Origin of the sequence: uncultured Gemella sp., from assembly GCF_963537375.1 — a bacterium.
Lineage (GTDB): Bacteria > Bacillota > Bacilli > Staphylococcales > Gemellaceae > Gemella.
Genome location: NZ_CAUTDQ010000007.1, coordinates 14635 through 38496 on the forward strand (window position 1 = coordinate 14635; position 23862 = coordinate 38496).

General features: G+C 30.8%; 24 protein-coding genes. 6 read left to right on the forward strand and 18 right to left on the reverse strand.

What is annotated here, in order from left to right; genetic code table 11:
• Window positions 1-107 precede the first annotated feature (107 nt).
• From RYK99_RS02425 to RYK99_RS02445, 5 genes are all read right to left on the reverse strand, one after another.
• Entirely contained in the window at window positions 108-884 is a 777-nt protein-coding gene (locus RYK99_RS02425; RefSeq protein WP_314989818.1) for a phosphotransferase family protein, read from the reverse strand.
• 234 nt (window positions 885-1118) lie between these two features.
• Window positions 1119-2516: a dipeptidase PepV gene (gene pepV, locus RYK99_RS02430; RefSeq protein ID WP_314989820.1), complete on the reverse strand. Its 1398-nt coding sequence runs from the start codon at window positions 2514-2516 to the stop codon at window positions 1119-1121.
• A 14-nt stretch (window positions 2517-2530) separates the two neighbouring features.
• Window positions 2531-3238 (reverse strand): 16S rRNA pseudouridine(516) synthase, encoded by a 708-nt coding sequence (locus tag RYK99_RS02435; protein ID WP_314989822.1) that lies wholly within the window; start codon window positions 3236-3238, stop codon window positions 2531-2533.
• On the reverse strand, window positions 3238-4869 hold the full coding sequence (locus RYK99_RS02440; RefSeq protein WP_314989824.1) for a polysaccharide biosynthesis protein: 1632 nt from the start codon (window positions 4867-4869) through the stop codon (window positions 3238-3240). The genes RYK99_RS02435 and RYK99_RS02440 overlap by 1 nt, the downstream gene beginning before the upstream one ends.
• A 36-nt stretch (window positions 4870-4905) precedes the next feature.
• Window positions 4906-5088: a hypothetical protein gene (locus RYK99_RS02445; RefSeq protein ID WP_314989826.1), complete on the reverse strand. Its 183-nt coding sequence runs from the start codon at window positions 5086-5088 to the stop codon at window positions 4906-4908.
• A 230-nt stretch (window positions 5089-5318) separates the two neighbouring features.
• Between RYK99_RS02445 and RYK99_RS02450 the strand changes: the two genes are divergently transcribed.
• Window positions 5319-5702, forward strand: a complete 384-nt coding sequence (locus tag RYK99_RS02450; RefSeq protein WP_314989828.1) for a MerR family transcriptional regulator — start codon at window positions 5319-5321, stop codon at window positions 5700-5702.
• 46 nt (window positions 5703-5748) lie between these two features.
• The gene (gene glnA / locus RYK99_RS02455; RefSeq protein WP_314989830.1) at window positions 5749-7086 is read left to right on the forward strand and encodes a type I glutamate--ammonia ligase; all 1338 of its coding nucleotides are present in this window, start codon (window positions 5749-5751) and stop codon (window positions 7084-7086) included.
• Window positions 7087-7190: 104 nt separating this feature from the next.
• Here glnA and trxA read toward each other — a convergent pair whose 3' ends face one another.
• The 3 genes from trxA to RYK99_RS02470 all read right to left on the reverse strand — a co-directional run bounded on the left by trxA (window position 7191) and on the right by RYK99_RS02470 (window position 9504).
• A complete protein-coding gene (gene trxA, locus RYK99_RS02460; protein ID WP_048802943.1) occupies window positions 7191-7496 on the reverse strand; it encodes a thioredoxin in 306 nt (101 codons plus the stop codon).
• Window positions 7497-7579: 83 nt separating this feature from the next.
• On the reverse strand, window positions 7580-9184 hold the full coding sequence (gene groL, locus RYK99_RS02465; protein WP_314989833.1) for a chaperonin GroEL: 1605 nt from the start codon (window positions 9182-9184) through the stop codon (window positions 7580-7582).
• Window positions 9185-9228: 44 nt separating this feature from the next.
• A complete protein-coding gene (locus tag RYK99_RS02470) occupies window positions 9229-9504 on the reverse strand; it encodes a co-chaperone GroES (protein ID WP_314989835.1) in 276 nt (91 codons plus the stop codon).
• Between the two features lie 322 nt (window positions 9505-9826).
• Between RYK99_RS02470 and RYK99_RS02475 the strand changes: the two genes are divergently transcribed.
• On the forward strand, window positions 9827-11188 hold the full coding sequence (locus tag RYK99_RS02475; protein WP_314989837.1) for an FAD-dependent oxidoreductase: 1362 nt from the start codon (window positions 9827-9829) through the stop codon (window positions 11186-11188).
• A 120-nt stretch (window positions 11189-11308) separates the two neighbouring features.
• On the opposite strand, the gene mtrB is transcribed toward RYK99_RS02475, so the two are convergent.
• The 4 genes from mtrB to RYK99_RS02495 all read right to left on the reverse strand — a co-directional run bounded on the left by mtrB (window position 11309) and on the right by RYK99_RS02495 (window position 13632).
• On the reverse strand, window positions 11309-11512 hold the full coding sequence (mtrB, locus tag RYK99_RS02480) for a trp RNA-binding attenuation protein MtrB (RefSeq protein WP_003146887.1): 204 nt from the start codon (window positions 11510-11512) through the stop codon (window positions 11309-11311).
• Between the two features lie 28 nt (window positions 11513-11540).
• Window positions 11541-12101 (reverse strand): GTP cyclohydrolase I FolE, encoded by a 561-nt coding sequence (gene folE / locus RYK99_RS02485; protein WP_060914163.1) that lies wholly within the window; start codon window positions 12099-12101, stop codon window positions 11541-11543.
• Window positions 12102-12170: 69 nt separating this feature from the next.
• Window positions 12171-12443: an HU family DNA-binding protein gene (locus RYK99_RS02490; protein WP_003144688.1), complete on the reverse strand. Its 273-nt coding sequence runs from the start codon at window positions 12441-12443 to the stop codon at window positions 12171-12173.
• A gap of 178 nt (window positions 12444-12621) precedes the next feature.
• Window positions 12622-13632: an NAD(P)H-dependent glycerol-3-phosphate dehydrogenase gene (locus RYK99_RS02495; protein WP_271965705.1), complete on the reverse strand. Its 1011-nt coding sequence runs from the start codon at window positions 13630-13632 to the stop codon at window positions 12622-12624.
• 190 nt (window positions 13633-13822) lie between these two features.
• Here RYK99_RS02495 and RYK99_RS02500 point away from each other — a divergent pair, with 190 nt between their 5' ends.
• Genes RYK99_RS02500 through RYK99_RS02510 form a run of 3 tightly spaced genes read left to right on the forward strand, consistent with a single transcriptional unit; the run spans window position 13823 to window position 14870 of the window.
• Window positions 13823-14026, forward strand: a complete 204-nt coding sequence (locus RYK99_RS02500; RefSeq protein WP_271965704.1) for a hypothetical protein — start codon at window positions 13823-13825, stop codon at window positions 14024-14026.
• A 1-nt stretch (window position 14027) separates the two neighbouring features.
• Window positions 14028-14234, forward strand: coding sequence for a hypothetical protein (locus RYK99_RS02505; RefSeq protein ID WP_271965703.1), 207 nt, complete (start codon window positions 14028-14030; stop codon window positions 14232-14234).
• A gap of 21 nt (window positions 14235-14255) precedes the next feature.
• Window positions 14256-14870 (forward strand): hypothetical protein, encoded by a 615-nt coding sequence (locus RYK99_RS02510; RefSeq protein WP_271965702.1) that lies wholly within the window; start codon window positions 14256-14258, stop codon window positions 14868-14870.
• A 50-nt stretch (window positions 14871-14920) separates the two neighbouring features.
• Here the strand turns inward: RYK99_RS02510 and RYK99_RS02515 are convergent, their stop codons facing one another.
• From RYK99_RS02515 to rnr, 6 genes are all read right to left on the reverse strand, one after another.
• Window positions 14921-16114: a cobalamin-independent methionine synthase II family protein gene (locus tag RYK99_RS02515; protein WP_271965701.1), complete on the reverse strand. Its 1194-nt coding sequence runs from the start codon at window positions 16112-16114 to the stop codon at window positions 14921-14923.
• Window positions 16115-16321: 207 nt separating this feature from the next.
• Entirely contained in the window at window positions 16322-16663 is a 342-nt protein-coding gene (yedF, locus tag RYK99_RS02520; RefSeq protein WP_271965700.1) for a sulfurtransferase-like selenium metabolism protein YedF, read from the reverse strand.
• A gap of 253 nt (window positions 16664-16916) precedes the next feature.
• Window positions 16917-18761 (reverse strand): translational GTPase TypA, encoded by a 1845-nt coding sequence (gene typA, locus RYK99_RS02525; protein ID WP_271965699.1) that lies wholly within the window; start codon window positions 18759-18761, stop codon window positions 16917-16919.
• A 213-nt stretch (window positions 18762-18974) separates the two neighbouring features.
• Entirely contained in the window at window positions 18975-20630 is a 1656-nt protein-coding gene (locus RYK99_RS02530) for an L-lactate permease (protein ID WP_271965698.1), read from the reverse strand.
• 538 nt (window positions 20631-21168) lie between these two features.
• Window positions 21169-21633: an SsrA-binding protein SmpB gene (gene smpB / locus RYK99_RS02535; RefSeq protein WP_271965696.1), complete on the reverse strand. Its 465-nt coding sequence runs from the start codon at window positions 21631-21633 to the stop codon at window positions 21169-21171.
• Window positions 21634-21644: 11 nt separating this feature from the next.
• Complete coding sequence (gene rnr, locus RYK99_RS02540) at window positions 21645-23771, reverse strand: ribonuclease R (protein WP_314989841.1); 2127 nt, start codon at window positions 23769-23771, stop codon at window positions 21645-21647.
• Window positions 23772-23862: the final 91 nt, after the last annotated feature.

Below are 23862 nucleotides of genomic sequence, written 5' to 3' on the forward strand. Positions count from 1 at the left end.
AAAATCACAATTTTGATTCATTTTAACACATATTATGTTACTCTTTATATTTTACACCGTTTATAAAAAAAATAAAAGCATTAATTAGGTTTTTCCTATTTAATGCTTTAAATAAAATCGTTAAATATTCTATCTAAAAAGATTAACCATGAGTTCATTTCAGATAATTGTTTTTTCTCATGATACCAAACTATCATAATAACTGATTGTAACGTTATATACCACTTCAATCTATTTCTATATTTTAAAGTAGGTTCTTGCCCATATATCGCTAACCATTCATTCCACTCGCTTTGAGGAATATATCTATACAGTACAAATGAAATATCGATTGCTGGATCACATAATATTGAGTGTTCCCAATCAACTAAAAATAGTTTCCCTTGATCAGATAACAACCAGTTATCTTTATGTAAATCTGTATGACACGGCGTATATTCAACTTCATCAACTGGAATAGAATTCTCTAAATAATTAAGAGCATTGACTATATTACTATTTTTACGAAGTTCATCTGCTATAATTGATTTTAAATTGTATAATGAACTTGTAGCCGTTTCCTCAGTATACCCTTGGGCTTTCATTATTTTTTTTAACTTTTCAGATCCATGAACTTTTTTTAAAATTTCGGGAATACGTCTATCCGTCATGTCCTCTGTATTTAATGTTCTACCATTTTCAAAATCCTGAGCAATTAATACATCTCCATTACTTATACGCTTAGTCCATCTTAACCTAGGGACTATTCCTTCTGCTGAAAGAGTTGCTATCATTGGAGTAGTATTTTTCTTAATAAAATATCTCTGATTATCTCTCGAACAAAAATAATCTTCTTGATATGTATCATCTAAAGTCCAGCCCATTTGATAATATTCTTTAGACATTTTCTTACTGCTCCTTTCTTCAATCTCTTTTTCTAATTTTAAAAACTATAATGCACTATATATTTTACATTCTTTAATCATTTTTTTCAAGATGCTATTTTTAATTAAAATTAAAAATCTCAAAGATATTCTAATTTAAAAATTAAAAATATGTAAAAATATCTTTGAGATTGAGTTTTTATGTTACCTTGTCCTTTGAAATTATTATATCAAATAAATATTTTTATATAATTTTTATTCGCAACAAAGTTTATAAATTCCTTCTGCATAAATCGCAGTTGCCAATAATAAATCTTCAATTTCTAAGAATTCATTAGCTTGGTGCATTGTATCTTGTTTACCTGGGAAAAGAAGTCCAAATGCTACACCTTTTTTCAGGCATCTAGCATATGTTCCACCACCAAGTACAAATGCATCATTTTCAGTATCTCCTGTATACTTTCTATAAACATCCATTAGAGTAGTAACTAACTCGTCATCTTTTGGTACGTAGTGTGCTTCTTTTGTACTAGTTACTTCAATATTTACATTATCTACTTTTATTGTTTCAAGTTTTTCAACTAGATTAAATTTCTTAGGATGACGGCAGTCAGTTGATACTACCCCAACTTTTTCTGCTAAATCATATTTTAAAATACCATAGTTGTATGTTGATGCACCCATTTCATCATCAGAATAATTTATCCCTAGTTTTTCACCGAATGGATCATTTGCTAATTTTTCTACTATATAACTAACGAAGTTTTTACCATTAACATCTAATCCTAATGTGCTTAAAAATTCTGCTAATTTTGTAGCACCATTAATACCAAATTGTGGTGTTGATCCATGGGCAGCTTTACCTTTTAGAACAAGTTTAATTGTATTACCAACTTCAACTTCTCCTTCTAGTTTTTCATTAACTAAGAATTTTTCAAATTTTTCTTTAATATCGCTAGCATCGCCTTCTAATTCTGCTTCTGCACTTGCAATAACCATATTAAGAACTTGTCCACCATTAAATTTAACAAGTTTGTAATCGTAAGTTCCTTCTTCATCTGTAAAGATTAATTTATGATCAAAAGTAACACGTGCTTTTTCAGCATAAACTAGTGGGAACATAGCATCTGGTGTAAATCCTAAAGCAGGTTGTTCTTCATGTTTAAAGTATGATTCAACACATCTAAATCCTGTTTCTTCATCACTACCGATGATTAAACGAACACGTTTATTCCATTTCACACCCAGTTTATCTAAAAGTTTTACAGCGTAATAAGCAGCCATTGTAGGTCCTTTATCATCTAAAGATCCACGAGCATAAATTTTCCCATCTCTAACTTCTGGTTTAAACGGGTGGCTAATCCAATCAGCTTCAACTACTGGCACTACATCGACGTGACCAAGGATACCGAATAACTCTTCACCTTCACCAACTTCAATGTGACCAGCTTTGTTTTCTACTAATTTAGTTTTATAACCATCACGTTCTCCAAATGATAAAATTAAATCTAGCGCTTCTCTTGGACCGCTACCAAAAGGAGTTTCCTCAGTTACATCAGTTCCTAAAATTGAACGAACACTTAATAAATCGAATAAATCTTTTAATAGATCCTCCTTATGATTTTGAACCTCTTGTTTAAAATTGATATTCATAATATATCCCTCCATTATTTATTTAAATTTTTTAGTTCCTTTTCTGTTAAATATCTATATTCACCTAATTTTAGATTTTCATCTAATTTTAATGATCCTATAGACAATCTCTTTAAGTATGTTACTGTAGTTCCTAGAGCTTTCATCATTCTTTTTACTTGATGAAACTTTCCTTCAGTTATAAATATATTTGCTCTACTTTTTTCTTCATTTGATTCGAGTATTTCTAAGCGAGCACTTTTACACTTATATCCTCCGTCTATAATAAGTCCATTCTCGACAAATTCGATATACTCATCTTTTAATTTTCCAGATACTTCAACATAGTATTTTTTTTCTACATCTTTTTTGGGGGAAATTAATTTATGAGCAAGCTCACCGTCATTCGTCAGTAACATTAATCCTTCAGTATCCTTGTCTAGTCTACCAACAGGAAAAACTTTATATATGCGATCTTTCTCTTCTAAAATATCAACTACTGTTTTTTCAACCGCATCTTCTGTAGCTGATATAACATTTTTAGGTTTATTCATCATTATATAAATATTCTCTTGATAAATTAACCGTTCTCCATTCACTATAACCTGATCACTTATTTCATCAACCTTATAATCAGGGGATTTTACTAGAATATTATTAATTAATATTCCTTTTTTTATAATTTTTTTTGCTTCTGCTCTACTTAGCGTCGTCGTTGTACTTATAAATTTATCTAGTCTCACTATCCTCTTCTCCTCATATTTCTTAATGATGATAAGGTTATTGTTCTTCCAAACAAATACTTATCAAATTTCATTCTAGTAATACTAAAGAAGTAGACTGCAGCACCTATAACAGCACATATTATAATTAATATCATACTAGAGATTTTTGACTCAATAACAAAATTAGAGACAATCGAATCATAAACCGCAGCGACTGCGATAAACATAATGAAACAACTACTTAAAAGAATAATTAATTTTGATAAAAATTCTAAAACTTTAAGTTTAACAACACTATTTATAATTACTAAGTTAATTATAATCATAACTACATAAGTTGTTATTGAAGATAAAATTACACCGTTTGTCTCATAATTAACTACAAATGGAGTAATAGTCATATATTTAACTGCCAATCCAATCACTATAGTTATAAGATTTATCATTTGTTTATTTATTGCTTGCATTATAATACTTGTTAAACTATAAAAAGAATATAAAATCGCAAGTGGTAAATAAAATCTAAGTAAATCTGCATTTATAAGACTTCGACTATAAAATGTAGAATATAGCGGATCAGCAAGAACAAACATACCAACCAAAGCCGGTAAGACCATCATCATAAGAGCCAATATGACTTTATTAATCTGCGTACTTACACTTACTTTATCACCTTGGGCAAATAATCGCGTAATAGAAGGTAAAAATGTACTTGAAAATGCTGGGGCTATAGCTACAGCTATCATTACTACTTTATTAACAAGTTGTAAAGCAGAGAACCTTCCATCAACAATATCAGCTTTTCCTATTTTTGTCATACCATGAATAAAATTGTGTTGATCTATTATATTTAAAATCGGAAATAATCCAACAATAAATATAAAAGGAATTGAAACTGATAGAAATTCTTTTACTAACTCTCCAGTAGTAATTTCTATAGAATTACTATCTTTTGGAGTATTAAAATCTAAACTTCTTCTATATTTAGTATAAAAAAAGGATAGCGTAATTAAAGAAAACACAGCTCCTACTGCTGCAGCAAAAGTTGCACTAACATTCCCTTCAACGACTCCATAACCTAAAACTCTCATGATAAAGTATGTTGCTCCTAACATGAAAGCAATACGGGCTACTTGTTCTACAAATTGACTTAATGCTGATGGTAACATAATCTCATGACCTTGGAAGAGTCCTCGAATACCTGCTGAAATCAATACAAGTGGTATTCCAAAACTCAAACTTCTAAGCACCAAAGCTCCTTCTTGAGGTGTAAATTTCTGTTGATTACTAATTAATATCTGTTCCGAAATAAATCCAGAACCGAAGAACAGAATACAGAAACCAATTATTCCCATTACAACGAGAAGCCAAGAACCCAATCTATAAATTTTTCTACTTATACTATAGGCACCTAAAGCATTGTATTTTGCAACTAACTTTGCTATCGCTAAAGGAACACCCGCTGCAGAAACCTCCAATATAGTAGCATAATAACTATAACCATAATTGAACAGGGCCATCTGCTCTTCTCCACCAATAATTTGATAGAACGGAATTAGATATACAGCTCCTAAAACTTTCGTCAAGATTAAACTTATGCTAAGTATAGCAGTCCCTTTAAACAAGGAATCTTTTTTCAAAATTTTCACATCCAAACTTAATATTTAATTGTAATTTATATTATCTTATAAGTATAAATATTGATAGCAAAACACTAAAGCACTAACTAAACTATAAGCTGCTACCAACGTCAATACCTTATCCATACGTCTTTTTTTTATTTTTTTATTTGCTACTAATATTATGTATGAACCTAAAAGTAGAACAAACGAGACAATAAAAACTATAACAGATAAAAATATCGCCATACTATCATCCTTTCTTTTTTTATATAGCTTTATTTTATCACGATTTCTAAAAATTTTAAACACACTTTATATATATATTTAAAAAAACTCTATAATAATGCTTCTCCTGTTAACATAAAATTTTAATGTTAGATTATTTAACATATACTTTATTTTTCACTTTCATTTTGTTATTATACTAATAGATATAAAATATTTATTTCACAAAATCTAAATTGAGAGGTGCATTTATGGGGTTTAAAGAATTACAAAAAAATCTTCCTGTTTTTTCTATAAGTGTAGTAACTAAAATTACTCAACTTACAGCTAGACAGATAAGATATTATGAAGAAAAAAAACTATTCACTCCTAAACGTACTGAAGGAAACACTAGGCTTTTTTCATTTAATGATATTGATAAACTATTAACTATAAAAGATCTACTTACAAAGGGGTTTAGTTTAAAAGCAATAGATGAAATTATAAATGAAAAAGACGTATCTGCTGAAACTACACAAATCAGACAAATTATTCATAACGATATATTTGCTGGTCCAAACGGATTACCTAGGGAACGCTCAATCGGACGAGGTGACTTATCAAGATTTTATAACAATAAAAAAAATAAATTTTAATGTTAGATTTTTTAACAAATTTTTTACAGAGTTTTAAGGAGAAGACATGGCTAAAACTATTACTAGAGAAGAAATTATTAAAAGAATTGAAGAAGAAAATGTTAAATACATTCGATTACAATTTACTGATATTACTGGAACTATAAAAAACGTAGAAGTACCAGTTAGTCAAATTGAAAAAGTATTAGATAACAAAATGATGTTTGACGGTTCATCAATTGAAGGTTTCGTTCGTATCGAAGAAAGTGATATGTACTTATACCCTGACTTAAGTACATTCTTAGTATTTTCATGGGATAGTGAATATGGAAAAGTTGCCCGCTTTATCTGTGATGTATACACAGTTGATGGAAAACCATTTGCTGGAGATCCTCGCGGTAATTTAAAAAGAACTCTTGAAAGAATGAAAAAACTTGGTTTTGATACTTTAAATCTTGGACCAGAACCAGAATTCTTCTTATTCAGACTAAAAGAGAATGGGGAACCTAGTTTAGAATTAAATGACAATGGTGGATATTTCGACCTTGCTCCAGTTGATTTAGGAGAAAATGTTCGTCGTGACATCGTACTTGAATTAGAACGCCTTGGATTTGACATTGAAGCAAGTCATCACGAAGTTGCACCCGGTCAACATGAAATTGATTTCAAGTATGACGACGTAATTTCAGCTTGTGATAATATTCAAACTTTCAAATTAATCGTTAAAACTATTGCTCGTAAACATGGACTACATGCTACATTCATGCCAAAACCTATCTTTGGTATTAATGGTTCTGGTATGCACTGTAACGTTTCATTATTTAGTAAAGGGGAAAATAGTTTTTACGATGAAACTAGCGAAAATGGTTTAAGCGAAGTTGCTTCACACTTTATCGCAGGAATTCTTAAACATGCTCGTAGTTTCACAGCTGTTTGTAACCCTACTGTAAATTCATACAAACGTCTAGTACCAGGATACGAAGCACCTTGTTATGTTGCATGGTCAACATCTAACCGTTCTCCTCTAGTACGTATCCCAGCAGCTCGTGGTAAATCTACTCGTGTTGAAGTTAGATCGGTAGACCCAGCAGCAAACCCATACTTAGCTATGTCTACTATTTTAGCAGCTGGCTTAGATGGTATTGAAAATAAACTTATTCCGGCTGAAGAAGTTAGAAGTAATATCTATGTTATGACTCCTGAAGAAAGAATTGCTAACGGAATCGATGAATTGCCATCAACATTATACACAGCCCTAAAAGAATTATCTTCATCTTCTATTATGAAAGAAGCTCTTGGTGATCACATTTTCTATAACTTTATAGAAGCGAAGTCAATCGAATGGGATTCATTTAGAACTCAAGTTACAGATTGGGAAATTGATCAATATTTAAAAAATTATTAATATTAAAAAAATCAGGAATAATTCGCAATCGAGTTATTCCTGATTTTATAATATTTAAGGCAATAAAGGCCACAGAAAATTAATCCTGCAGCCTCTTTTTTTTATTAGTATTTTGATAATAATTCTACTAATGCTTCTTTTGGTTGGTATCCAGTTTTTTCTTCTAGTACTTCACCATTTTTCATAATTAATAGTGTAGGAATTGACATAATTCCATATTCACCAGCTGCCTCTTGATTTTCATCAACATTAACTTTGTAGAATTCAATGTTAGTTAATTCATTAGAAACCTCTTCTAATACAGGTGCTAACATTTTACAAGGACCACACCATGGTGCCCAAAAGTCAAATACTTTTACACTATCAGTTTTTGATAGTTCAAAAAATTCTTTATCTGTAATTTCTCTCATTATTTCCGTCTCCTTTATTACTTATGTTTTTATTTTATAATATCATAGAAAAATATTCAAATTATTTGTTTTATCTATAAATTTTACATCATTGGCATTTGAGGTTGCATAGGTTCATCCTTTGAAACATCTGCTACTACTGCTTCTGTTGATAAGAATAAACTTGATACACTCGCTGCATTTTGCAAGGCAGAACGAGTAACTTTTGTAGGGTCTACGATACCAGCTTTGATCATATCTACCCATTCTTCAGTAGCTGCATTAAATCCATATCCTACTTCAACTTCTTTCAGTTTAGCCACGATAACACTACTCTCTAATCCAGCATTTTCAGCAATTTGACGAACTGGAGCTTCAAGAGCTTTTTTAATTATGTTAATACCTGTTTGTTCATCACCAGTTGCTTCTAGTTTTTCAACCTCAGATATTACTTGAACAAGTGCTGTTCCACCACCAGGAACTATACCTTCTTCTACCGCGGCACGTGTTGAATTTAAAGCATCTTCTATACGAAGTTTTCTTTCTTTTAATTCAGTTTCTGTTGCTGCACCAACTTTAATTACTGCAACACCACCTGAAAGTTTCGCTAGTCTTTCTTGCAATTTCTCACGATCAAATTCAGAACTTGATTCTGCATATAGTGCTTTTATTTGTTGAGTTCTAGTTTCAATTTTTTCTTTATCACCTTTACCACCAACAATAACAGTATTGTCTTTAGTAACATTAACCTTAGCTGCTTTACCTAGCATTGTAATATTAGCGTCTTTTAGCTCAAGACCTAAATCGTCAGTAATTAATGTTCCACCTGTTAAAATAGCAATATCTTCTAAAATTGCTTTTCTTCTTTCACCAAATCCTGGAGCTTTTACAGCTACAACATTAAATGTACCACGAAGTTTGTTTACAACAAGTGTAGCAACAGCTTCTTGCTCAATATCATCTGCAATAATTAATAATGGTTTAGCAGCAGCAACTACTTCTTCAAGTACTGGTAAAATTTCTTGAACTGCACTAATTTTCTTATCAGTAACAAGAACGTAAGGATTATCTAAATCAGCAATCATTTTCTCAGTATCACTAACCATATAAGGAGATAAATACCCTCTATCAAATTGCATCCCCTCTACTACTTCTAACGTAGTTTCAAGTCCTTGAGATTCTTCAATAGTAATAACTCCGTCATTCCCCACTTTATCCATAGCTTCTGAGATGAATTTTCCTATTTCTTCATCAGCAGCAGAGATTGCACCTACTTGAGCAATTTTATCCTTAGAATCGACTGTAACACTAATATCACGAAGTTGCTCTACAGCTACTTTTACAGCTCTTTCCATACCTTTTCTAATTCCTATTGGATTAGCTCCGCTTGTAACATTTTTTAAACCTTCAGTTATCATTGCTTGAGCAAGGATTGTTGCAGTAGTTGTACCATCTCCTGCAATTTCATTTGTTTTATTAGCAACTTCAGCAACTAACTTTGCTCCCATATTCTCATATGGGTCTTCCAGTTCAATTTCTTTTGCAATTGATACACCATCGTTAGTTATTAATGGCGAACCAAATTTTCTATCTAGTACAACATTTCTCCCTTTTGGTCCTAATGTTATTTTTACAGCATTTGCTAATTTATCCACACCAACTTTCATCGATTGACGTGCATCTTCTGAAAATTTTAATTCCTTTACCATGATTCCTCCTATAATACTAAAATATCTCTTTTTTAAATACAAACTTAATCTTCAATAACAGCTAAAACTTCTTCTTCATTAACTAAGAAATACTCTTCGTTTTTGAAATTTACCTTTTTATAGTTATCTGAAAATACTACTTTACTTCCTTCCGTAAGTTCTCCATCATTATCTTTTGATAATAAACAACTTTCTCCTAAAGCAACTACTACAGCAATATTTGAAGTCTCTTCTTTTGAAGCTAATACTATTCCACTAGTCGTTGCTTTTTCTACTTCTACTTTTTTTAATAATACATTATCAAATAATGGTTTAATCATATTAATAACCTCTTTTAAAATTTTTATTCTATATATCTTCTGAAATATATAATAAAACAAAAGTCAAAAAAAGTCAAATCATAAATTCCAATAGGTAATATATAATAATATTCAACTTAATTTTAAAACAAATATTTAACAAAATTGCTTATAATTTAAAACATATTTTTCATAGAAGTAAAACGATAACAAAAGTATTCTCATCATTTTTTCAAAGCATATTATTTTTATATTTTGGTGTTATGTGTTATAATACTATTTGTATAATAATACAATAGAAATTATACGGGAAAATTTTAATATTAATTTAGGAGGAAAATATATGAAATATGTAGTTGTTGGAACATCTCACTTCGGTTACGAAGCTGTTCAAACTATCTTAAAAAACGAGCCTAATGCTGAAATTCACTTATATGAAAGAGGCGCTGGGGCTTCATTTATGGGTTGAGGTAGCCAATCTTATTTAGATGGGACATCTAAAGCATTATCTGAACTACACTTTGCTACAGAGGAATCTTACCGTTCTCAAGGTATTAACATCCACTGTAACAGCGATGTTGTAGGATTAAACTCAAAAGAGAAATATGTTGTTGTTAAAACACCAGCTGGTGAAGAAAAACAAACTTACGATAAATTATTATTAAGTCCTGGTGGAGCTGCAATTAAACCTCCATTCGAAGGAATTGAATTAGAAAATATCCACACTTTCCGTGGACCAGAAGACACTCAAGCTGTATACAATTGTATGCAAAACAGTAAAAAAGCTGTTGTAGTTGGTGGTGGATACATCGGTCTTGAAGTTGCAGAATCTTATGCAAAACACGGTATCGATGTAACAATCGTTGACTTCGCACCAAGAATCTTAAATACATATTTAGACCAAGAATTAACTGACATCCTTACTGAAGAAGGTGCTAAACACAATCTTAAAGTTCGTGGTGGAGAAAAAGTTCTTTCATTCAAAGGTGAAAACGGAAAAGTTACTTCTGTAGTAACTGATCAAGGTGAATACGAAGCAGATACAGTAATCGTTTCTGTTGGTGTTCGTCCAGATGCTTCATGGCTAAATGGAGAATTAGAAATGACAGAACGCGGTTTTGTTGTTACTAACGAATACTTAGAAACATCTGCTGAGGATGTATACGCTGGAGGAGACTCTACTCTTCTTCCATATGCTCCAACACGTGGAGAATTACCAATAGCTCTTGCTACATTAGCTCGTCGTCAAGGTGTTGTAGCTGCATTAAACGCTATGGGTACTAAAACTAAAATGCCTGCAGTAAACGGTACTTCTGCATTATCATTCTTCGATTACAAATTTGTAAGTACTGGACTATCTCAAAACGGTGTAGGTCTATATGACGGTAAAGTAGCTTCTAAATATGTAGAAGAGAGAATCTACCCTGACTTCATGAGAAAAGAAAACAATCTAGTTCACATGAAAATTTACTACGATGAAGATACTCACAGAGTTCTAGGAGCTCAATTCATGTCTAAACACGACGTTTCTAGTGCTATCGCAGCTTTATCAATAGCTATCGCATCAGACTGGACATTAGAACAATTAGCACTTGCTGATATATTCTTCCAACCAGAATTTGATCGTCCATGGCACTTTATTAACGTACTTGCTATGGCTGCTCTTGACTACAAACTTGGTGGAGCAGATAAATTACTATTCTAGTAAAAATAAAGAAGTTCTCAGAAAAATTTCTGCGAACTTTTTTTATTCCAAACAATAGTTTCACTATATTTTTACAAAAAAACCTACACAAGCTACTTTTAGTCTGTGTAGGTTTATCATTTATTCCGAAATTACTTGATCTAAATTTGATACTATTCTCGCTCTTCCTTGTACTTTAAAATTTACGATATTATCAAATATATTTAGAATAATAACTTCTCCCTTATTTAATATTTCTAGAGCTTCTTCGTTATTTGTCTTTTTTGTAATAACTTTTACATTATCGACTTCAGCTCTAATAATAATATAGCTACTCTCTTTCATAATCTACTCCTTATATTATCAGTTATTTTTATAACTTAATTTTATATTGAATATCTTTAACTAATTCCGTATCTTCTAGGAAAATACCAGTTTTCTTACTAGTCACTGTTTTTGAACCAATCTTCTTAATTCCACGCATAGCCATACACATGTGTTCAGCTTCTATAATTACATACACACCTTTGGGTTGTAATTGTTCTTCTATTGCATTTACAAGCATTAGTGTCATATCTTCTTGAATTTGAAGTCTACGGCTAGCACTTTCTACAAGGCGAGCTAATTTACTAAGCCCTGTTATTTTTTTATTATTTGGAACGTAGGCTATGTGACATACTCCATAGAACGGTAACATATGGTGTTCACATAGAGAGTAGAACTGAATGTCTTTTACTAAAATAGGCTCATCATTATCTGATTCAAAAAATGTATTAATTTCCTCTTTCGGATCTACATTTGTTTTAGATAATAACTCTTCATACATTTTTACACATCTTTTAGGTGTGTCTAGTAATCCAGCTCTTGATGTATCTTCACCAATATTTTCTAATAGTGTTTTTATAAGTTCTTGTGATTGTTCTTTATTTTTCAAAACTATCCTCCGTTTTTATAAAAAAAAGAGCTACTAAGTAGTAACTCCTCTTTTTGAATTAAATTGTTATTATTTAACTGCGTCTTTAAGAGCTTTACCAGCTTTGAAAGCAGGAACTTTGCTTGCAGCGATTTCGATAACTTCGTTAGTTTGAGGGTTACGTCCTTTACGTGCAGCTCTTTCTCTAACTTCAAAGTTACCAAATCCGATAATTTGGATTTTTTCACCTTTAGCTAAAGTTTCTTCAACTGTTTCTACGAATGCTTCGATAGCAGCAGTTGCTTGTTTTTTTTGTAGTCCTGATTTCTCAGCAACTTTTGAAATTAATTCTGATTTATTCATTAATTCTTTACCTCCATTATTGAGTAACGGTTCTACCGTTTCACTTATTAAATATTACCATATAAATCGCTAATAATCAAGGTTTTATTATATAAATTTAGCCTTTTTTAGCATTTTTTCTATATTTTAATTAGTAATTTTCAAATTATTTTATCTTTCTACTAATACGTAAACTTATTTATTCAAATTTATTTAATTCTTCTGCGGCCATCTTATTCATAAGGTTGTTAACACAGTCTTTTATACTAAGTCCTTCATACAATACTTTGTATATATTTTCAGTAATTGGCATATACACATCAAACTTCTTAGACAAGTAATAACATACTTTTGTAGTTCTCACACCTTCAGCTACCATATCTAATTTTTTAATAGCTTCTTCTAATGAATATCCTTGTCCTATTAAATAACCGCAATTATAGTTTCTTGAATGTTTAGATGTACATGTTACTACTAAGTCACCTATTCCTCCAAGACCTAAGAACGTCATTTCATCAGCACCTAGTTTTTTCCCTAATCTTGTTATCTCGATTAACCCACGTGTTAATAATGCTGCTTTAGCATTATCCCCATAAGCCATCCCATCAATTATTCCACATCCAAGGGCAATTATATTCTTTAAAGCACCACCAACTTCAACACCAATCAAATCTTTATTAACATAAATTCTAAAATATTTATTATGGAAGATTTCTTGTGCTAATTTATTTAATTCATCATTTTTTGATGCAATAGCAACTACTGTAGGGTTTCTTAAAATTAACTCTTCTGCATGAGATGGACCACTAAGCACTCCCACACCTTTAAGTTTATCACTATCAATTTCATCAGATATAACCTCTGACATCCTCTTGTTAGTATCCATCTCTAAACCTTTAGATACATGGATTATATATTTTGGTTTATCTAAATATTTATTGATTTCCTTTGATACTTCTCTCATCACTTTTGTAGGAACTGCAATAACAATTACATCTGCAAACTCAACTGCTTCTTTTAAACTACTAGTAGCAACAACTTCCTTAGGTAAAATAGCATTTTTTAAATATCTACTGTTTGTGTGATGTATATTAATTTCATCACGCGATTTCTCACTTCTTGAATATAATAATAGTTCATGCCCATTATCAACAACAGCCTGAGATAAAGCTGTTCCCCAACTTCCTGAACCTATCACAGATATTTTCATCGTTCTGTCCTCACTATATTTTATTCTTTCTATCATTATATCAAATTTTTTTAAAATATACATTAATTTTACATTAAAGCATGAATTAATCTTTCCTTAATAACTATAGTAATATTTAAATTTACTATACTATTTTTTTCCTTAGAACTATGATATAATTTAAGCATAATAATAAAAAGGAGGTAATTTTATGAATTGGTTTGAAATTACTCTAATAGATGGAAATCGTGGATTAATCAACTTAAACAATATCGTTGATGTTTGGAAAGGACTAAATGATGAGTATGCCACTATTTCTCAAGTAAATGGAGAAGAAATTGAAGTGCCTGCATCAGAATATGATAGGTTAAAACGTGCTTTAGATATGAAAGGATACGTATTAGGAGGATTCTAATATGGCTAGATTTTTAAAAATATTTCTTACTTTATTAACTGTCACAATTGTAGGGTTTGGTTTATATTATTACTTTAACAACAACTCTACCGATGATAATAAAGTAGATGACAAAACTAATATTGAAAATACTGTAAAAAGTGAAACAAATTCTCAAGAAAATATCGAAGGGACTGTCGTCGCAAAACGCAGTACTGAAAATAATTAATTTTCGTGAAAGGATAGTACTATGAAAAAGAATACACTTAAAAAAATAACAAGTTTATTTCTTACATCTACATTAATTTTTTCTACAATAAGCACATCTAACATTAATCTTATAGAAGCAAAAGGCTCATCAGCTAGACCAAGCGTTTCAAGATCTAGTTCTAAACCTAGTTCTTCTAAACCATCTAGTAGCAAACAAAGTTCTAAACCTACTAGTTCGACAGCTAGTAGTAAACCAACTACAAGCACTACTAAGAACTTCACGAAAAATTCAGGTGGTTCATATAATAAGGATTATAATAGTTACAATAATCAAGGTTATAAAAAACAATATACTGACTACATAAATAATAACTACAGAAGTAGTGGCTTCTTTTCAGGAAGTAATATAACGAATGCACTTCTATGGTATACATTATTCAGTTCAGCTACATCACACAATCATGTTCAAGCAAGCGATAAGCAAAAAGAATTAGTAGACAACGTAAAAGATTCAAAAGTTCCTGTCTATATGCTTGAAATTAAAACTAAAGATGGTGAAACTAAGCACGTTACAGTAACTAAAGAACAATACGAAAAAGTTAAAGAAGGAGATAATATCTCTTTAAAAGATGGTAATTTAGAAGTTAAAAATTAATAATTCATTAAAATTAGCCTAAGAATTTTGTGATTCATAGGCTAATTTTTTTATTTACAATATTTTTCTCGTAAGACTCTTGAAGCCTCTACCATATTTTCTAATTTTTTTTGAATTATAGGATATGGATTTAACGGTCTTCTAGAAAATGTGGCAAATCCACAGTCAGGATTTAGCCATACATTTTCAGGTGGTAAGAATTCTAATACTTTTTCTACGTTTCTTACAATCTCATCAACCGATTCAACTCTGTCACTTCTTGGATTTATACATCCAAAACCTAAAATAATTTTTGTATCTAGAAAATTATTATAAAACAATTTTTCCACTTCTCCTGCTCGAGGTGTTGAAAATTCTAATGCCAACATATCTACTTTAAGAGAATCAAAAAATTTCCCAAGTTTATCATATGCTCCTTCAAGTAATACACTTTCATCTTTTGTCCAATTCCCTCTACATACATGCATAATACTCATTACACCTTCATGAGAATTTATTTCATTTAAAACCTCATTTAATAAATTCTTTGCAAACTTTAACTCTTTGTCAACCTTGACTTTTTCCGATAAAGCACCTCAGTAAAAGGAATTATCTGATTTAGAATTAGTAAAGACGACTTCTGATAGTATTGGTTCATCTATCTGGATAATCTTTACTCCTTCTTTTACTAATTCTCTAATTTCATGACGTAAAAGTTTTACTACATCTTCTCCTAGTTCATTTCTACTCTCATACGAATTTCCCGTAATTTCTTTTAACCACATTGATCTAGTTAATAAATATGGACTTGGTAATGTACATTTGTAATGTTCTACTGAACTATCCTTTAGTATTTCTATCTCTTTTTTATTTAACCTAACTTCCGTATTTATTTTTTCAAAACAAATTGGACTATTCATACTATTATCTGAAGCATCCATTTCTTCTAAACTTTTACGAAAATTTTCATTATTCCCTGTTAATTCTTTTAACTCTTCAAGAGTTAATAATTTAACACCATCAACGATTTCCCCTATATAACTCATATAGTTATCTCGATTTAATTCACCGCTAACAATTACCTCAATTCCACAATCTTTCTGAAAAGAAATTACTTTATTTGTTTCTTCAATGTACTTTTGCAAATATACTTCGGTATATTTTTCACTTTTTTTACAACTCTCTTTTAGTAATAATAATTCTTTAGATCTAGGTAAACTACCTATTAATGATGTAGTAAAAGGTTTAAACAAATTTCCCTCCATACTTAATACCTCCATAAAAAAAGGGCTGACCCAAAAGTCCTAAATTTTAACAAAACGACTATAAGAACTCATAAACGCAGTGGTTTATTGATATCTAAATTCGATTTTAAAAAGATTTTTAGATATCTAATAAACTTTGCGGGGGTGACTCGACAAAATCGATTTCTCCGAAATCACGATTTTTGAGTCACTCCCTTTAAAATAATACTATGGTTCAACAACTAGTTCACTATTTGATAAGATATCAATTACTTCTGACATAGTTGTAAGTCCACCTATTTTTAAGTAGTCTGTTAAATCATAATAGTCTACACAAATTCCACATGAAAGTATTTTAACACCTCTAGATTCTAAGTCGCTCAAATCTTCAAGTGCTTCAGAACCTTTTGCAGTATATTTTACTCCTTCTCCATAAAATATAATATGCTCTGGTAAGTGTTCTTTTTGAGCAAGAGTATGAATAAACCCTTTCATTAGGTTATCACTCAATTCTTGTTCTCCACTACCCATTCCTGTAGATTTTATAACAACATCATATTTTTTTGACATAATTATGCCTCCCTTAGTTTTTATAATATTTTTATAGAGTTATCTCTGTTACATATTATATCATCAAATATAAAGTTAATCTACATTAAAATTAAATACAGGAAAATTATTATATTTCAAAATATAAAGATTCTATTAAAATAATTAATTTATATCTCTATAAATTAATACATTTTTTCTATAATTATACAATAATTTTTTCTTTATAAAAAAACTTTCGAAATAGTTACCTACTTCGAAAGTTTCTTTATTTCTATTCTTCTGAATATTTTGCTTTACGAGCTGCTTTTTCACGAGCTGCTTTATCTAATTCTTTTTTACGTAGACGAATTGACTCTGGAGTTACCTCTAAGTATTCATCATCACTTAGGTACTCAAGACTTTCTTCTAAAGTCATAATACGAGCTTTTTTAAGTGTTACTGTTTGGTCTTTTGTAGAAGAACGTACGTTTGTTTGAGCTTTAGCTTTTGTGATGTTAACTGTTAAGTCATTTTCACGGCTGTTTTCTCCAACAATCATACCACCGTATACATCCGTACCTGGCTCAATAAATACTGTACCACGATCTTCTAAGCTTGAGATAGAGTACGCTGTAGCTTGACCATTTTCAAGAGCTACTAATACACCATTACGACGTCCACCAACACGCCCTTTTTGCATTGGTTGGTAAGAATCGAATGTGTGGTTAATAATACCATATCCTTTAGTCATAGACATGAATTCTGTAGAGTATCCGATAAGTCCACGAGCTGGGACATTAAAGATAAGACGAGTTTGTCCATTTCCATCAGCTTGCATATCTACCATATCACCTTTACGTTGACCTAATGATTCGATAACAGCACCAACACTTTCATCCGGTACATCAACTTGAACACGCTCAACTGGCTCACAATCTACACCATCTATGTTACGGATAATTACTTCTGGTTTAGATACTTGAAGCTCGTAACCTTCACGACGTAAGTTTTCGATAAGAATTGATAAGTGAAGTTCTCCACGTCCACTTACTACCCAAGAATCACTTGTATTAGGTTCTACACGTAATGAAACGTCTGTTTCTAATTGTTGCATTAATCTATCTTCTAATTTACGAGCTGTAACAAATTTACCTTCTTTACCAGCAAATGGTGAGTTATTAACTAAGAAAGTCATTTGTAGTGTTGGTTCATCAATGTGAAGTATTGGTAATGCTTCTTGGTGATCTGTTGGACAAACTGTTTCCCCAACGTTAATATCATCCATACCACTTACTGCAACGATATCCCCTGCATGCGCTTCTTGAATTTCTTCACGTTTTAATCCAAAGTAACCAAAAATCTTAGTTACACGGAAGTTTTTCACTGTTCCATCAAGTTTCATAAGAGAAACTGATTCTCCTACTTTCATACTTCCACGGAATACACGTCCAATACCAATACGTCCAACATAGTCATTATAATCTAATAATGCTACTTGGAATTGAAGTGGTTCATCTCTATTATCTTTTGGTGCTGGAACGTAATCAATTACTGTTTCATATAAACATTGCATGTTTTCTTCTTGCGCACTTGGATCACTTTCTAAAGAAGCTGTTCCGTTAATAGCTGATGCATAAACAACTGGGAATTCAAGTTGCTCATCATTTGCACCTAATTCGATAAATAAATCAATAACTTCGTCTACTACTTCCTCTGGACGAGCTGATGGTTTATCAATTTTGTTTACAACAACAATTGGTTTTAAGTTTTGTTCTAAAGCTTTTTTAAGAACGAAACGAGTTTGAGGCATTGTTCCTTCGTAAGCATCTACTACTAAAAGAACACCATCTACCATTTTCATGATACGCTCTACTTCACCACCGAAGTCTGCGTGTCCTGGTGTATCAAGAATGTTAATTCTTTTTCCTTTATAATCAATAGCTGTATTTTTTGCTAGGATTGTAATACCACGTTCTCTTTCTAAATCGTTAGAGTCCATAGCTCTTTCTTCTACGTGCTCGTTTGAGCGGAAAATTCCTGATTGTTTTAATAGCTCATCAACTAATGTAGTTTTACCGTGGTCAACGTGGGCTATAATTGCTATATTTCTAACATCATCTCTTAATTGTACTGACATTTTTATCTCCTTGTTCTTACTTTATAAAATATATATAATCTTAAATTTATATAGTATTTAATCTAACTTATCAATAATACCACTATTTTTCTTGATTGTAAACAAATATACTAACGAAATTACTTTAATTTAAGATATTTTTTTTCGTTAGCACTTTCACTAATAAAAAAGAAGATCAAGTATAACTCGATCTTCCTTAATACTATTCTTTTATTATGGGTGTACTGGAATCATCCATCCAAGTACTCTAGTTGATTGAAGTGCAACGATAGCACACACAATTATTAACAGGATGAAACTGTGTTTAACTGTAAATTTAAGTAAGTCTGACTCTCTACCTACTAGACCAACCGCTGCAGCTGCTACTGCGATAGATTGTGGAGAAATCATTTTACCTACTACTCCTCCTGATGCGTTAGCTGCTACCGCTAATAATGGATCCATTCCTACTTGGCTAGCTGTAACTTGTTGTAATTTAGCAAATAGTAAGTTAGCTGATGTATCAGAACCAGTAATGAACACTCCAATCCATCCAAGAGCTGGTGATAGGAATTTAAATGCTCCACCTGTTGCTGCTAGCGCGTATCCTAGAGTATTAGACATACCTGATGCATTCATAATGTATGCAAATCCTACTACGAAACAGATTGTTAACAATGCAATTTTAACTTCATTAAATGTTTGAATAAAAGTTGCACCTGCATCTTTCCAACTAATTTTAATAATAAACTTAGAGATTAACGCTGCTACTAAAATTGCTGTCCCGATTGATCCTACTAGGTCAAGTTTGAATACTGCTGCAATTTCTTTTCCTGATACAGAACTAATAATATTATTGTGGATAAATGGTACCTTCGGATTTAAAGCAAGTGTTTTGAAGAATGCTTTAGAAGATTTCATAGTCCATAAGAAGATAATCACTGTTAATACTACGAATGGTGACCAAGCTACTAAAACTTCGTTTAAGCTGTGTTTTGCTTTAACACTATCTTTTCCACCATCTTCTTTTTCATCAGCAAATCTCCAAGTTGTTTTTGGTTTCCAGAATTGAAGTAAAACAACGATTGAAACTAATGATACTAATGATGAAAGAATGTCAGGTAATTGTTCTCCCATGAAGTTAGAACTTATAAATTGTGCTATCGCAAATGATCCACCAGATACTAATAATGCAGGCCATACTTCTAATGTTTTCTTAAATCCAGCCATGATTAATACTAAGTAGAATGGAATAAAGATAGACACTAATGGTAATTGACGTCCAATCATAGCTGCGATTTCTGCAGCAGCGATTGGTGATCCATTTGCATAAGTTGCTAATCCATCCATAGCTGTTACCGGTGCTCCAACTGCTCCGAATGCAACCGGTGCAGTATTAGCGATCATACAAACACCTGCAGCATAAAGTGGTTTAAATCCTAAACCTACTAATAATGAAGCTGTGATTGCTACCGGTGCTCCAAATCCTGCAGCTCCTTCTAAGAAAGCCCCAAATGAGAATGCAATGATTAATGCTTGGATACGACGGTCATCAGTTAATGAAGTAATACTGTCTCTGATAATATCAAAGTGACCAGTTTTAACTGTCATTTTATATAAGAATACTGATGTTAAAATAATCCAACCGATAGGCATAATACCGTATACCATACCATGAATTGTTGAGAACGCTGCGAATTGGAATGGCATTTTAAAGAATACGCATGCAATTACAATTGCTACTAATAAAGTTAAAAGTCCTGTTAACCACCCTTTAACTTTAAATCCTGCTAGTGCTACTAAGTAAAACACAATCGGGATTAATGCAACAAGTGCAGAAAGATATAAATTATCAGCCACCGGCTGTAATAATTGAGTGAATTTTTCCATAAATACACTTCTCCTTTGTATAAATATATTTTGTTTGGTTTGTGAAAATCTATTGTTTTTAACTACCAAATAATATGTTAACTAAAAATAAAATATTGTAAAAATTCTTAACTGTTTATTCTAAAGACTACTCTCTCTACTCTCATCAATCAGATATATAACAGTTTTTTTACTGTTTCATTTTTTACTATTTAGATATAATAACTCTTTTGTATTTGATGGTAATTTGTCAACGATTTTCTTGTTTACATTAAATATTGTAGCACGCTTCCATTTAAATGTAAAGCGTTTTTTTAGTTATTTTTACAACATTCTTAAAAAATCCAGTAATACCAAAGAAAATAATATATATTTTTTTGAAAAAAATTACGTAGTTTTTTTATAACAGTTCTATTTTTCATTTATACTCTTCAATAAAAAATCAAGGACAAATAATTGTTTTATACTATTTTATTCTTTAGGTATAAAAAAAACATATCGTAATAAACCTTATTACGATATGTTTAACTATACTTACTATGAAATAATACATAGTTTTTTAATATTTCTGTTTATCTTTCAAAACCCTACTTATCTCTTTATTTGCTTCTTTTTGCTTCAACACATGACGTTTATCATAATTCTTTTTACCCTTAGCAACTCCAATTAACAGCTTTGCATAGCCATTTTTTATATATAGTTTTAAAGGAATTATACTCATACCTATTTCATTTTGCACGTTAGTCAATGAAGCAATTTGTTTTTTCTTTAATAATAATTTTCTTACTCTTAATGGTTCATGATTAAATCTATTACCCTCTTCAAAATGAGAAATATGCATATTATATACAAACATTTCTCCACGTCTTGTTTGACAATAAGAATCCTTTAGATTAATCCTTCCACGACGTATTGATTTTATTTCTGTACCAGTTAGAACTAATCCTGCCTCGTATGTTTCCTCAATAAAATAATCATGATTTGCTTTTTTATTTTGAGCTATTACTTTAATTTCTTTGTTCATAATATCTTCCTCTATTTACCACTAATTAATGATTTATGTTTCAATATTTTGAAATCTATTTCTTGATTCTCTAAATCAACATTCGCTACCTTAACGATAACCTCATCACCTAGACGATATATTTTTTTCTTTCTTCTTCCAATTAAAACCATGTTCTTTTGATCATAAGTATAATAATCATCATTCATAGCCTTAATATGGACTAGGCCTTCAATATTACTTCTTTCTAACGTAATAAACACCCCAAAATTAGTAACACTAGATATAATACCTCTAAATGTTTGTTCTTGATATTTCAACATATACTCACATTTTTTCATTCTATCAACTTCACGTTCACAATCAACTGCTCGTTTTTCATATTCTGAAGAACTTTCAGCTAATTCTGGAAGTCGAGTAAGGAAATTGTCAATCGTTTCATCTGATACATCTCCATTAAATAGATAAGTTCTTATCATTCTGTGTACCAATAAGTCTGGATAACGTCTTATAGGCGATGTAAAGTGAGTATAATATTTCGTCGCTAATGCAAAGTGGCCTATATTATTTGTAGAATATCTTGCCTGATTCATAGTTCTTAATAAAATTGTAGAAAGCATTGGTTCTACAACTTCACCCTTGAATTTTCTAAGCATATTGGCAAGAATATAAGGTTCAATTTCGTCAATTTTCCCTTTTGTTCTATATCCTAGACTAGCCGCAATATCAAAAAATTGTCTAAGTTTTTCAACTTTTGGCTCTTCATGAATACGATAAATGAATGGTACTTGCATCCAAAAGAAATGCTCTCCAATAACTTCATTTGCACTTAACATAAAATCTTCAATAAGGCGTTCTGATATACCTCTTTCTCTCAACACTATATCTAGTACTTCACCATTTTCATCTACAACAACTTTTGATTCCGGTTTATCAAAATCAATTGCACCTCTAGTTTCTCTATTCATTCGAATTTTTCTAGATAATTCTAATGCAGTTTTTAACATTGGAACATATTCTTTATACTCTTCTATTACTTCGTTATTTTCTGCATAAACTTCATTAACCTTTTTATAAGTTAATCGACCTTTAGATTTTATTACCGCTGGATAGATATCATAACTCTCAGGATAACCTTTGGAATTAAAATCAATATCACAACAAATGGTATACCTCATTACATGTGGGTTTAACGAACAAATATTATTAGATAATTTTCTCGGTAGCATTGGTACAACTCTATCTGCTAAATAAACACTACATCCTCTATTGGCAGCTTCTTTATCTAATGGACTATCTTCCGTAACATATCTACTGACATCGGCTATAAAAACTTTCAATCTATAACCTTTTTTAGTTTTAACTACCGAAACGGCATCATCTAAGTCTTTTGCATCATCTCCATCAATTGTAACTACCATTTCATTTGTACAATCTATATATTTATCTTCAAGTTTAATCTCTTCGCTAATTTCTTCAGTTTGTTCAACTACTTCCTTTGGAAATTCATTCGGGACATTATGTTTATATATCACTGAAAGAATATCAACTCCTGGATCATCTTTGTGACCTATTGACTTGATTATTATCCCTTTATGATCTTCAAAGCTGACCTTAGAGTAATCAGTAATTTCAACCAACACCTTAGTTCCATCAACTAAATTGAAGTTCTTCGCATTAGTTATTTTTATATATTTTACAATATTTTTATCATCACTTTTTACAAAAGAGAAAAATTTTCCATTAGTTAATGTTCCAACTGTATACTTAGTATTTCTTTCTAGTACTTTTTGAACAATACCTTCTAGATTACGATCATCTTTATATACACTATCAACTTTAACTAAAACAACATCACCAGTCATGGCACTTTGAGTAAATCCTTTAGGTACATAGACTTCTATTCCTAAATCAGCCGAATAAACAAATGCAAAGCCTTTTTGATGTAATCTAATTACCCCTTCTACTTCTAAGGCCTCTTTGATATAAAGAAATTTCTCATTAGGTAATTGAGTTATCACTAATTTTCTTTCTAACTTTCCAACATTCTTAACTAACTCAACAAATTCTTTTGCTGAATCAATATTTAATTTTTCTTTTAAATCTTCAATACTTAAAACTTTATCTTCTTTGAATATTTTTTCAATTTTTTCTAACATATAATCCTCCTTTTTTAGATTATACAACATATAATTATTTCTATAAAAATAAACCTAAAATGAAATTACATTTTAGGTTTATCATTGTTTA